At 50.4% G+C, this 11,972-nt stretch carries 11 protein-coding genes; 10 read left to right on the top strand and 1 reads right to left on the bottom strand.

What is annotated here, in order from left to right:
* The first annotated feature begins 41 nt into the window (after positions 1-41).
* From Q0393_RS09705 to Q0393_RS09660, 10 genes are all read left to right on the top strand, one after another.
* On the top strand, positions 42-1,175 hold the full coding sequence (locus Q0393_RS09705; protein WP_298979813.1) for an epoxyqueuosine reductase QueH: 1,134 nt from the start codon (positions 42-44) through the stop codon (positions 1,173-1,175).
* Positions 1,176-1,208: 33 nt separating this feature from the next.
* Positions 1,209-1,658, top strand: coding sequence for a 3-hydroxyacyl-ACP dehydratase FabZ (gene fabZ, locus Q0393_RS09700; RefSeq protein WP_297920846.1), 450 nt, complete (start codon positions 1,209-1,211; stop codon positions 1,656-1,658).
* On the top strand, positions 1,658-2,446 hold the full coding sequence (lpxA, locus tag Q0393_RS09695; protein WP_298979811.1) for an acyl-ACP--UDP-N-acetylglucosamine O-acyltransferase: 789 nt from the start codon (positions 1,658-1,660) through the stop codon (positions 2,444-2,446). The genes fabZ and lpxA overlap by 1 nt, the downstream gene beginning before the upstream one ends.
* Positions 2,446-3,684 carry an ATP-dependent protease ATP-binding subunit ClpX gene (clpX, locus tag Q0393_RS09690; protein WP_177386944.1) on the top strand — a complete coding sequence of 413 codons (1,239 nt, stop codon included), beginning with the start codon at positions 2,446-2,448 and terminating at the stop codon, positions 3,682-3,684. The genes lpxA and clpX overlap by 1 nt, the downstream gene beginning before the upstream one ends.
* A 9-nt stretch (positions 3,685-3,693) precedes the next feature.
* Positions 3,694-4,728: a rod shape-determining protein gene (locus tag Q0393_RS09685; RefSeq protein ID WP_005869818.1), complete on the top strand. Its 1,035-nt coding sequence runs from the start codon at positions 3,694-3,696 to the stop codon at positions 4,726-4,728.
* On the top strand, positions 4,721-5,470 hold the full coding sequence (mreC, locus tag Q0393_RS09680; protein WP_298979808.1) for a rod shape-determining protein MreC: 750 nt from the start codon (positions 4,721-4,723) through the stop codon (positions 5,468-5,470). Before Q0393_RS09685 ends, mreC begins: the two co-directional genes overlap by 8 nt.
* A complete protein-coding gene (gene carB / locus Q0393_RS09675) occupies positions 5,470-8,733 on the top strand; it encodes a carbamoyl-phosphate synthase large subunit (protein WP_298979807.1) in 3,264 nt (1,087 codons plus the stop codon). Before mreC ends, carB begins: the two co-directional genes overlap by 1 nt.
* A gap of 350 nt (positions 8,734-9,083) precedes the next feature.
* On the top strand, positions 9,084-9,500 hold the full coding sequence (locus Q0393_RS09670; protein WP_298979805.1) for a hypothetical protein: 417 nt from the start codon (positions 9,084-9,086) through the stop codon (positions 9,498-9,500).
* Positions 9,501-10,065: 565 nt separating this feature from the next.
* Positions 10,066-10,233, top strand: a complete 168-nt coding sequence (locus Q0393_RS09665) for a dihydroneopterin aldolase (protein WP_291938471.1) — start codon at positions 10,066-10,068, stop codon at positions 10,231-10,233.
* A gap of 10 nt (positions 10,234-10,243) precedes the next feature.
* The gene (locus Q0393_RS09660; protein WP_298979803.1) at positions 10,244-11,758 is read left to right on the top strand and encodes a disulfide bond formation protein B; all 1,515 of its coding nucleotides are present in this window, start codon (positions 10,244-10,246) and stop codon (positions 11,756-11,758) included.
* Positions 11,759-11,792: 34 nt separating this feature from the next.
* Here the strand turns inward: Q0393_RS09660 and Q0393_RS09655 are convergent.
* On the bottom strand, positions 11,793-11,972 hold a 180-nt coding region (locus Q0393_RS09655), incomplete at its 5' end, for a hypothetical protein (RefSeq protein WP_298979802.1).

The raw sequence follows: 11,972 nt of genomic DNA, 5'->3' as shown, positions 1-11,972 counted from the left end.
CGTAAAATTATATCCAAAAATTTCGTGCAAAGGGTTAAAATTTGCTGGTTCACATCTGCTGCTCGGTCGATTGCGATTATTTTTTACGCCGCTTAAAAGAGCTCGCGCAAGAGCCGTTAATAGGCTATTTCTACGATCCAAACATACATCCTTACGGCGAATACGTTCTTAGAATGCACGACTCAAAGCGGGTTTGCGAGAATTTAGGGATTAAATTTATCTCGGGCGAGTATGATTTTCAAGGCTGGCTACAGGGCGCGCACGGGCTTGAAAACGAGCCCGAAAAAGGTGCGCGCTGCGAGTTTTGCTTTGATTTTCGCATGCAAAAAACGGCCGAGCTCGCGCTAAGCCTAGGCGAGCGCAAAATCACCACGACGCTTCTAATGAGCCCCAAAAAATCGCACTCTCAGCTTTGCAGCTCGCTGCAGCGCATTTGCGAGCGCCACGGGCTAGAATTTATCGCGCCCGATTTTCGCAAAAACGGCGGTACGAACGAGCAGTTTGCGCTCGCGAAAAAAGACGCGCTCTATCATCAAAACTACTGCGGCTGCATCTATGCGCTCGCGGCACAGCGGAATGATCAGCGAAAGACCGAGCGGGATTTCGGCGGAAGTTTGACGGCGGATTTGAGGCGAAATTTAGCCTGCGACGCCGAAATTTATGAGCTAATGTCGCCGATCGATAGGCAAATCCTGCCCGCTTCGGTAGAGGAGAAATTGAAATTTTACAAAAAGCTTTGCTTGCTCGAAAGAAAAGGGGTTAAATTTAGCGTGCTGCGCGATCGGTTTTTAAACTACCGCTTGTTACGCGCATGGATTAAATTTGACGGCGAGGTCGTGCCCTCGTTTGTGCTATTTGGCTCGCATTTTACGCGCGAAAACGTAAAGCTTAGCATAGAGCGCGAGTGCGAAATTTTTTGCAGCGACAAGGGCGAGATTAAAATTTTAAGCCTGGCGAAATTTAACGAAATTTCAAGATCAAATTTCAAAAGCGTATCTGAGATGCTAAAAAACCCGCCGAGTCTTGCGCGCCAAAATAAAGTTCGCGCCGCCATGTGCGCTGCGGGCTCGCTCTCGCCGATCATCGTCACGGACGAGATAAGAGCCGCCAAAGTTCAAATTTACGGGCTCTCGCGCATATTTTTAGACGTTAGGGAAATTTTAGTAAGAATTTGATAAAATTGCAAGATTTTTAAATAAAGGCAGATAATGATAGACATAAACGAAATTCTCTCCATCCTACCTCATCGTTTTCCGTTTTTGCTGATAGATCGCGTCGAAGAGCTCAGCATAGGCGAAAGTATCAAAGCCTATAAAAACGTAACCTATAACGAGCAGATCTTTCAGGGTCACTTCCCAGGCCACCCGATCTATCCTGGCGTAATGATTATCGAGGGCTTAGCGCAGGCAGGCGGCGTGTTGGCGTTTAAGAGCATGGAGAAAGAGGGCGTCGATCTAAGCGACAAGGTCGTGTATTTTATGAGCATTGATAATGCTAAATTTAGAAGCCCGGTCCGCCCCGGCGACAAGCTTGAGTATCGCATCAGCGTAATCAAACACCGCGGACGCATCTGGGTGCTAAAGGGCGAAGCCTACATCAACGACGGCGCCACACTGGCCGCGCAGGCTGAACTTCAAGCGATGATAATGGATAAATGATGGCTAAAGTTCACCACACGGCGATCATCGAGGATGGCGCCCAGATCGGAGCCGAAGTAACGATCGAGCCGTATGCTTTCGTAAGCGCACAGGCCAAAATTGGCGACGGCTGCACGATCAAGCAGGGTGCGCGTATCATCGGCGATACGCAAATCGGCGAGGGCTCTAAAATTTTTTCATACGCGATCGTGGGCGAAATTCCGCAGGATATGAGCTTTGAAGAGGGCGAGCGAACGGGGCTAATCATCGGCAAAAACGCTACGATTCACGAGTTTTGCACAATCAGCTCGGGCTCGCATAAGGGCGACGGATTTACGCGTATCGGCGATAACCTCTTTATGATGGCGTATTGCCACATCGCGCACGATTGCGTGCTGGGAGACAATATCATCTTGGCAAACAACGCCACGCTTGCAGGTCACGTCGTAATGGGCGATTATGCCGTTATCGGCGGACTTACCCCCGTGCATCAATTCGTTCAGATCGGCGAGAGCTGCATGATTGCAGGGGCTAGCGCGCTTAGTCAGGACGTGGTGCCGTTTTGCCTAGCCGAGGGGAATCGCGCCTATATCCGCGGGTTAAATTTAACGGGTATCCGCCGCCGCTTCGATAAAGAGACGGTCGAGACGATAAATCGAGCGTATAAATTTTTATTCAACCAAGGCGGGGGCTTAAAGGAGCAGGCGCAAATTTTATTAAACGAAACGAGCGATCAAAACGTGCGCAAGATGTGCGAGTTTATAATCAACACAAAACGCGGAATTCCGCTAGATAAAGGTAAAATTTAATGGCAAATAAGTGCAGTTTTTGCGGTGAGACGGGCGCAGACGGGCGTCGTATCTATCCTAACGACGACGGTACGGCGGCTATCTGCAGCTATTGTATCGATATGGCATATGCCGCTATCCACGGCAGCGAGGGCCAAAATGAGGCGATACAAAATCAAAATAAAGAGATCGATTTCGAGGCTATCAAGCCAAAGGCACTGATGGAAGTGCTAAATCGCTACGTCATCGGTCAGGAGCGCGCTAAGAAAATTTTTAGCGTCGGCGTTTACAACCACTATAAAAGAATTTTTAGACAGACCGACGCGAAGGGCGACGATACCGAAATTTCAAAATCAAATATCTTGCTTATCGGGCCTACCGGTAGCGGTAAGACGCTTATGGCGCAGACCTTGGCGAAATTTTTGGACGTGCCGATCGCCATTAGCGACGCTACGAGCCTAACGGAAGCGGGCTACGTCGGCGAGGACGTAGAAAACATCCTCACCCGCCTTTTACAAGCCGCGGATGGCGACGTAGAGAAGGCGCAGCGCGGTATCGTATTCGTAGACGAGATCGATAAGATCGCGCGAATGAGCGAAAACCGCAGCATCACGCGCGACGTAAGCGGCGAAGGGGTACAGCAAGCGCTACTTAAGATCATCGAAGGAAGCGTCGTAAATATTCCTCCAAAGGGCGGCCGCAAGCATCCAAATCAGGACTTCATCCAGATCGATACTACTAATATCCTATTCGTCTGCGGCGGCGCATTCGACGGGCTAAACGAGATCATCAACCGCCGCATCGGGCAGAACGTGCTAGGATTTAACCAAACCAAGCGCAGCAAGAAAGAAAGCTTAAATTTACTAAATATGGTCGAGGCCGACGATTTGGTGCATTACGGCATAATTCCTGAGCTCATCGGGCGATTGCACGTAGTGGCTACGCTAAATGAGATCGACGAAAAGGCTATGGTTAGAATTTTAACCGAGCCGAAAAACGCGATCTTAAAACAATATCAAAAGCTCTTTGCGATAGACGGCGCGAATTTAAAATTTGACGACGACGCGCTAAGAGAGGTCGCGAGCCTTGCTATCAAGCGCAAAACCGGTGCGCGCGGGCTTCGCAGCATAATCGAGGAGATCATGATCGATATTATGTTTGATCTGCCTGAGCTTAAGGGCTATGACGTCATCATCTCAAAAGAGGTCGTAGATGGCGTATCCAAGCCGATACTTGTAAAACAAAATTTAACTGCATAAAGGGGATAAATGTTACTTGATTCGATTCTAGGATTATTTTCTAGGGATATGGGCATCGATTTAGGCACGGCAAACACGCTTGTGCTGCTAAAAGATAAAGGCATCATCATCAACGAACCGAGCGTCGTCGCGGTACAAAACGAGCGCTACGGCAAGCAAAGGATCATCGCCGTGGGCGCCGAGGCTAAAGAGATGCTAGGACGCACTCCTGGCGATATCGAGGCGGTGCGCCCGATGAAGGACGGCGTTATCGCGGATTTTGATATGACGGAGAAGATGATTAGATATTTTATCGAAAAAACCCACAAGCGCCGCTTTTTCGTAAGCCCGCGCATTATCATCTCGGTTCCTTACGGGCTAACTCAGGTCGAGCGCAAAGCCGTGCGCGAAAGCGCGATGATAGCGGGTGCGCGCGAGGTTTATCTAATCGAAGAGCCGATGGCTGCGGCGATCGGTGCGGGGCTTCCGGTAAATGAAGCGCGCGGCTCACTGGTCGTAGATATCGGTGGCGGCACCACCGAGATCGGCGTTATCTCTTTAGGCGGTATCATCAGTGCCAAATCCGTCCGAGTCGCGGGCGATAAGATCGACGCAAGCATCGTTAATTACGTCAAAGAAAAATATAGCCTGCTCATATCCGAGCGCGCGGCTGAGGAGATTAAGATCAAGATCGGCACGGCGGTACAGCAGCAAAAAGATCTTACCTACACGGTCAAAGGAAAAGACCAGATCAGCGGGCTTTTAAGCTCAGTCGATCTTACGAGCGAGGACGTTAGAGAGGCGATCAAAGACTCGATCAGAGAGATTGCAGACGCGCTGAAATTTGTGCTAGAAAGCATACAACCCGAAGTCGCCGCCGACATTGTCGAAAACGGCGTCGTACTAACGGGCGGCGGTGCGCTAATTCGCGGATTAGATAAATATCTAAGCGACACCGTAAAGCTTCCGGTTTTCGTCGCGGACGAGCCACTGCTGTGCGTCGCAAACGGCACGGGAAAAGCCTTAGAAGAGATCAAATCGCTAAAACAAGCGGCAAATGACTAATCTCAAACTCCTCCTCGTCGCGGTTTTGCTGGTAGCCGTTTCGCTAACGTTCGGCTCGTATATCCACGGCAAATTTATCGGATTTGCAGGAGGAATTTTAGAGGTTTATTACGGTGTGAGCGATCGGGTAAAAAGCGCTGTGAACGAGCATTTTAACCAGGCAGAGACGATCAAAGCTCTACGAGAAGAAAACGCCGAGCTGAAAAAATCGGCGATGCTGCTTAGTACGTTCGCGGGCGAGCTAAATAAAATTTTGATCGATAAAAATAGCTCCATTTATGAGCCCAAAGTCCAGCTAGTAAAGGCGTTGAGTTACGCGAATCTAAATGACTACAACAAATTCTTCGTAAATTTTGAAAATTTTAACCCAAACAAAATTTACGGCCTCATCAGCGAGGGTAAAACCGCAGGGATTTTAGTAAATAAAGACGGGCGCCCGCTTGCAATCTTACAGCGCGACGAAAAGAGCAACTTCTCCGTTTTCATAGGAGATACTCAAATTCCTGGCGTCGCAGGCGGCGAAAATAACGAGCTCGTAGTTAGATACATCCCACAATGGCTTGATCCTAAGGTAGGCGATGAGGTCTTTACGAGCGGGAAAGATGAAATTTTCTTTGCCGGTGTACCAGTAGGAAAGGTTAAAGAAATTCAAAACGGGAAGCTATACAAAAGCGCCGTGCTAGAGCCATACGTAAATCCGAGTATGCCGGCGTTTTTGTATGTCGTTACAAAGGAAAATTGATGCCCAAAAGAGATGATATTAAGACGATTTTACTGATCGGCAGCGGTCCGATCGTAATCGGCCAGGCGTGCGAGTTCGATTACAGCGGCACGCAGGCTGCTAAGACGCTAAAGAGCCTCGGATACCGCGTAGTGCTAATAAACTCAAACCCCGCTACCATTATGACCGATCCCGATTTTGCCGACGCTACCTATATCGAGCCGATCACCAAAGAAAGCATTTTGCGTATCATAAAGCGCGAGGGCGTCGATGCGATCCTGCCTACGATGGGCGGACAGGTCGCGCTAAACGTCGCGATGGAGGCTTACGAAAGCGGCGAGCTAGCGGAGGTGAAATTTCTAGGCGCAAATCCTGAAGCGATAAAAAAAGGCGAGGATAGGGTAAAATTTAAAGAGGCGATGATTAAGATCGGAATGGATCTGCCCAAATCCAAATACGCCTACAATATCGAAGAGGCGATGGCTGCTGCAAATGAGATCGGCTTTCCGCTCATTATCCGCGCCAGCTACACCCTAGGCGGCGCAGGCAGCGGCGTGGCGTATAATATCGACGAGTTTAAAGAGGTCGCGCAAAACGGGCTAGATATAAGCCCGATAAATGAAATTTTGATCGAAGAGAGCCTGCTTGGATGGAAAGAGTTCGAAATGGAGGTTATCCGCGATCATAAGGACAACTGCATCATCGTCTGCTCGATCGAAAATTTCGACCCGATGGGGGTGCATACGGGAGATTCCATCACGGTTGCGCCCGCTCTAACGCTCACCGATAAAGAGTATCAGGCGATGCGTGACGCGAGTTTTAAAATTTTGCGCGAGATCGGCGTGGATACGGGCGGCTCAAACGTGCAGTTTGCGGTAAATCCGCAAACGGGGCGGATGATCGTCATCGAGATGAACCCGCGCGTAAGCCGCAGTTCGGCTCTTGCATCCAAAGCTACGGGCTATCCGATCGCCAAGGTCGCTACGATGCTAGCGGTGGGCTTTAGCCTGGACGAGATCAAAAACGACATCACCGGCACGCCTGCGAGCTTTGAGCCCGTGATCGATTATATCGTGACTAAAATTCCTCGCTTTGCGTTTGAAAAATTCCCAGGCGCAAACCCCTATCTCGGCACTGCGATGAAAAGCATCGGCGAGGTGATGGCGATCGGGCGCAGCTTTAAAGAGAGCATCCAAAAGGCGCTGTGCTCGCTAGAGAAGGGCTACTTCGGATTTGTAGAGCTAAATTTAAGCGAGAAGGATCTCATCTTCGGGCTTCGTAACGCGCAGCAAGATAGAATTTTATATATCGCTCAGGGCTTTAGAGCGGGCATGAGCGTGGATGAAATTTACGAGCTTAGCAAGATCGACCGCTGGTTTTTGAGCCAGATCGAGCAGATCGTAAAATTTGAAGAGCGCATCGATATGGAGATTATCAACGACGCGGCGCTTTTAAGGCAGGCCAAGAGCTGGGGCTTTAGCGATAAGATGATCGCAAATTTGATCAACAAAAAAGATAGTTTGGGTCTTACGCAAAACGACATCCATTTTGCCTGCGCCAGGCAAGGTATCGGCCTTGAATACAACGAAGTAGATACCTGTGCGGGCGAGTTTGCGGCGCTTACTCCGTATCTGTACTCCAGCACCAACATAACGCCCGCCATCGCAAGCCGTAAAATTTCAAAAGATAATAAAAAAGTCCTCATCATCGGCGGCGGTCCGAACCGCATCGGACAGGGCATCGAGTTTGACTACTGCTGCGTGCACGCTAGCTACGCGCTACGCGATATGGGGATCACCACGATAATGTATAACTGCAACCCCGAAACCGTCAGCACCGACTACGACACGAGCGATATTTTATACTTTGAGCCGATCGATTTTGAGCACGTTAGAGCGGTCATTGAGGCTGAAAGCCCCGACGGCGTGATCGTGCATTTCGGTGGTCAAACGCCGTTAAAGCTCGCCAAACGCCTAAGCACCGTGGGAGCCAAGATTATCGGCACGAGCGCGCGCACGATAGACGTAGCGGAGGATCGTAAAAAATTTAGCGAGTTCATCGCAAGTATCGGTGTCAAGCAGCCCAAAAACGATACCGCCGTAAGCGAAGCCGAGGCGATCGAAAAGGCCGCTGCGATCGGCTATCCGGTGCTCGTACGCCCTAGCTACGTGCTCGGCGGTCGCGCGATGCGGCGCGTGCATAGCGAAGCCGAACTTAGACTGTATATGAGCGAAGCCGTGAGCGTGAGCCACCGCTCGCCCGTGCTGATAGATAAATTTTTACTTGACGCGACCGAGCTTGACGTCGATGCGATCTGCGACGGACGCGACGTGTATATCGGCGCGATAATGGAGCATATCGAAGAGGCGGGCATCCACAGCGGCGATAGCGCGAGTATCTTGCCGCCGCTTAGCCTAAGCGCGGAGATGATCGATCTGGTAAGTCGCCAAACCAAAGAGATCGCGCTAAATCTCGGCGTCGTGGGGCTTATGAATATTCAATTCGCGATTTTTGAAAATGAGCTTTACATCATCGAGGTAAATCCGCGCGCGAGCCGCACTGTGCCGTTTGTAAGCAAGGCGACGGGAATTCCGATGGCTAAGGTCGCTACTCGCGTAATGTGGCAAGGGGGTCTGCGCGAGGCTTTGAAATTTTACGACGAGTTCGGCGTATTGGTCGAAGAGAAGGGAATTTTAAAACCGCGTATTAAAAATCATATCTGCGTCAAAGAGAGCGTCTTTCCTTTCAATAAGCTTACGGGCGCGGATCTGATCCTAGGACCCGAGATGAAAAGTACCGGCGAGGTGATGGGCATCGGCGAGAGCTTCGCCAAAAGCTTTGCTAAATCGCAAATCGGCGCAAGCAACGCAATTCCAAGCGGCGGCAAGGTATTTTTGTCGCTAGCCGATCACGACAAGCTGCGAGCCGTAGAGCTTGCGCGCGCATTTACTAGCGCGGGCTTCGGTATCGCGGCTACGAGCGGCACTCACAAGCTACTGGGCGAAAACGGCGTGGAGTGCGAGTTTGTCTATAAAATCAGCGAAGGCCGCCCAAATATCGAGGATAAGCTCAAAAACGGCGAAATTTCGCTCGTCATCAACACTAGCGATAGTAAATCAAGCTCCACCGATGCCGCAAAGATCCGCCAGAGCGTGCTGCGCTTTAGGCTGCCGTATTTTACGACGATGAAGGCGGCGATCGCCGCTACGCGCTCAATCTGCTCGATAAAAGACGATTCTGCGCTTGAAGTTAAAACGCTGCAGGAGTATCTAAGCGGCAGGTAGCGCGAGCGAGCCTCCGCCGGCACCGTGCTGCGATGAAATTTTAAAATTCTAATTCGCTTTTAGATTTAAATTTACGGCTGCGCAAATTTGACGCATAAAAAAGCGCCTTTGCGGATTAAATTTTACTTGCGCTCTTACAGCTGGCGGTTGAGTGAGTGCAAGCTCGGTGCGGCCCGTTTGCGCGAAAGGAGAGATCGGCGGATTTAAAAATTTATTACGACGGCCGGCGGTGCCGCGGCGATCCCTTCAAGATCAGAGGTACGCTCAAATGGAACGTGAGCAAATTTGGCGCGCAGGATCGCTTCGTATTTAATACGCCGACTATTCATACGAGGCACAAGGCCGCAAGAGTGCGAGATAACCGGCGTCGCGACGGGGATTTGGGCGATATATTTTCGCTACGAAGCCTACCGGGGGCGCTGCGCCCAAGCGAGTATAAAATTCTTCAAATTTCACGAAGCGACGCGTATGAGCCGAAATTCGAAGGCTTTGAATTCGGCGCTTATTTGGTGCAGCTACGGGATGCGGACTGCGAAAATCCGCCCAAGCGAGTTTATGAAAAGCTTCAGAAAAGCGGCAAATTTAGCGCCGAAATCGCTTCGCCCGATCAAAAAGACGCTAGCGGCGAGACGCTTTTAAATCTCGCTATCGCCGCGGATGATGCCGCAGCGATACCGCCAGATCGCGGCGCAGAGGTAAATTCGGCGGGCAGAGGGCTTTATGCAGGTACAGCGCGCGTGTTTTTGCAAAAACGAAAATATTTTTAGAATTTTGCTTTCAAGTGGGCGGACGTGGACGCCGAAAACGATGCGAAGCTTAGCGCGCAAATACTGCGAGGGCGGATATGCGGGCGTAAAATGCAAGCAAGCTAGGCAGGATCATTAATAAATTTAAGCTTAAAACCTGATTTGAGCGCGACTAAATGCGAGTGCAACTTATGCGGACGATAAAATTTATAGCCCCGCGCCGCTTCGTTCGCCGCCGCACTGCCTTTGTCATCATCGCACCGCTTCGCCCGTCGCCGCGCCGCTTATTCTCGCTATCGTACCGTCTGTGCGCCCGCCCATCGTCTTTCTTGCTATCGCGCCGCCTTCTGCTGCGTCGCCCGTTCGCTCGTCGCTCCGCTTTTTTGTCGTCGTACCCCTTAGCTGATGCCGCTATCGTAATTTTACTGCGAACCGCGCTATCCGCTTTCATTACGGGCGCCGCTTTATTTTATCGCTGCGTCGCCTTGCCCGCCGCCTCTGCGCGCCGTGTAAAATACAATGATTAAATTTAAGTTTTGGTTGGATAAAATTGTCATTCCAAAACAAATCAAAACAAGGAGAAAAGATGGAATTTTTGCAGCTTTTGTTGGTCCTGATAGCTATGATTATTATCATAGCAAAACCGCAAAAAGAAAAGCTCGCTTTCGGTTTAGTCGTAGTCTCGTGGCTATTTATGGCGTATTTATACATAGGGCACAAATCAGGCGCCCTGCTAACGACGATAAATCTATAAGGGGCGCGGTATGAACGAAATCAAAAAGGCAAAATTTTTCTACGCATTGATGTGCTTGGCGGGATTTTTGATCATCCTTCTGCCGGTGGGGATAGCAAATCTCTTTTTCGGCTACGTGCTCAAGGACAGTCCGTGCACGCTGTGCTGGGGACAGCGCGAGGGTATGATCTTTATCGGCGTCACGGCTCTTTTTATCGTCAGATACGGGCTAAAGGCCAGATACCTAGCCATGCTGCTTTTGATGGCGGGATTTGGGCTATGGCAGTCTTTCGCGCACTACGGCATACACGCGCACAGGGATTTAGATCAAGGCTTTGGATTGGCGGTTTTCGGTATCCATACCTATTTTTGGGCGGAAATAGTGTTCTGGGCGGTCGTAGTGATGCTCGGGGCAATATTCTTTTTCGCGCCTAAGTTTAGCGCGCTTGAAGAGGAGATGGAGGGCGAGACGATCAGAAGGTTCGGCAAGCTCACCTCCGCAGCCTTTGTCGTCTGCACGCTCATAATCGCTTCGAACCTCTTTCAAGCTTTCGTCAGCACGGGCCTTCCGCCGTATTACGGGCAGGGCGATCCGGTGCGCTTCACGCTTGATCCAAAATATATCATCTGGGACGATAGCGGCTATAAAAACCACTGGAAAAACATCTCGTTTCGCGGCAAAAGAGAGGTCGCGGCGCCGGATTATGCCTTTGCGCCTGCTAGCGAGAAGTTGGGCGTGAAATTTGACAACGATCCGACCAACGCTCCTTTGGCGGTCGATGAAAATCTAAGCATCGCCTCAAAGAACGATATAAGCTTTGCCAAGCCTATCAACTCGCTTGATTTCATAAACGGAGAATTCGTCGCAAGCTCGAAGTGGGAAGTGTTTTTCATGGACGAAAATTTTAAAGTTACGAGCGATTTTGAGATCGATCCGTATTTTTCGGCGACGATCGATCCGATCATCGGCGTGATCCCGTTCATGGGCGATAAATACATGCTCATGGGCTCTAACAAGACGCTTTTGAGATTTGCGAAAAACGGCGGCGCGGACGAAGCGCTTCAATACGCCGATTTCGTGCGCGGTAACGATAAATTTGAAGGGCAGGGTAAAGGGCTCGGACGCAGCAGGATCGATACGGTCAGGGCGAAATTTCACCACGTCGCAAGCATCGCTACCGACGGGACATACTGCTACCTAGCCACCGTGCCGAACAACAAGGATGCGAAAAAGTTCGTCATCTCTAAAATTTTGCTGAGCGATCGCACGCTCTCGGGCGAGTTTAGCCCAAAAGCCGCGCTCAAGCAGGACAAGAGCCTAGGCGATCTCTACGTCACGTCGATGAGCTATCACGACGGCTTGCTCTACGCGCTTAGCAAAAACCACAACGTCATCGCGCTCATCGATCCAAAGAGCGAGCAGATCGTCAAAACTCTCTCCTATCCGAGCGAGATAAGCAACGCTAGAAGCATCTTTTTCAAAGACGGCGCGATGTATATTTTGTCCTATCAGGACGGCAAAAATACGCTTTTCGGGCTAAACTAAATTCGCGCGCGGCTCAGGCTAAATAGGTGCTAGGCTAAGCAATACGTGCTAAGTCGGGCAATCGCACGCCCGACTTAGCTATAAATTTTATGCGACTGCGAGCTAAAATTTGCGCGGTCATTTGCGTATGGGCGGTTTGCGACGCTTTGTGGTCGATCAGACTATATAAATTCTTGCCGTTTGGCGAGGGTTTGCGAGCGGCTCGCGGCGGGTT

The sequence above is a fragment of the uncultured Campylobacter sp. genome, assembly GCF_938015785.1.
Classification (GTDB): Bacteria; Campylobacterota; Campylobacteria; order Campylobacterales; family Campylobacteraceae; genus Campylobacter_B.
Note: the sequence above shows the minus strand (reverse complement) of the source record. Positions and strands in the feature narration are given on the sequence as shown.

Excerpts from the sequence above, each read along its gene's own strand:
- mreC (WP_298979808.1), top strand. The coding sequence starts at position 4,721 with ATGACTAATCTCAAACTCCTCCTCGTCGCGGTTTTGCTGGTAGCCGTT.
- clpX (WP_177386944.1), top strand. The coding sequence starts at position 2,446 with ATGGCAAATAAGTGCAGTTTTTGCGGTGAGACGGGCGCAGACGGGCGT.
- Q0393_RS09665 (WP_291938471.1), top strand. The coding sequence starts at position 10,066 with ATGGAATTTTTGCAGCTTTTGTTGGTCCTGATAGCTATGATTATTATC.
- Q0393_RS09685 (WP_005869818.1), top strand. The coding sequence starts at position 3,694 with ATGTTACTTGATTCGATTCTAGGATTATTTTCTAGGGATATGGGCATC.
- fabZ (WP_297920846.1), top strand. The coding sequence starts at position 1,209 with ATGATAGACATAAACGAAATTCTCTCCATCCTACCTCATCGTTTTCCG.
- lpxA (WP_298979811.1), top strand. The coding sequence starts at position 1,658 with ATGGCTAAAGTTCACCACACGGCGATCATCGAGGATGGCGCCCAGATC.
- Q0393_RS09660 (WP_298979803.1), top strand. The coding sequence starts at position 10,244 with ATGAACGAAATCAAAAAGGCAAAATTTTTCTACGCATTGATGTGCTTG.
- carB (WP_298979807.1), top strand. The coding sequence starts at position 5,470 with ATGCCCAAAAGAGATGATATTAAGACGATTTTACTGATCGGCAGCGGT.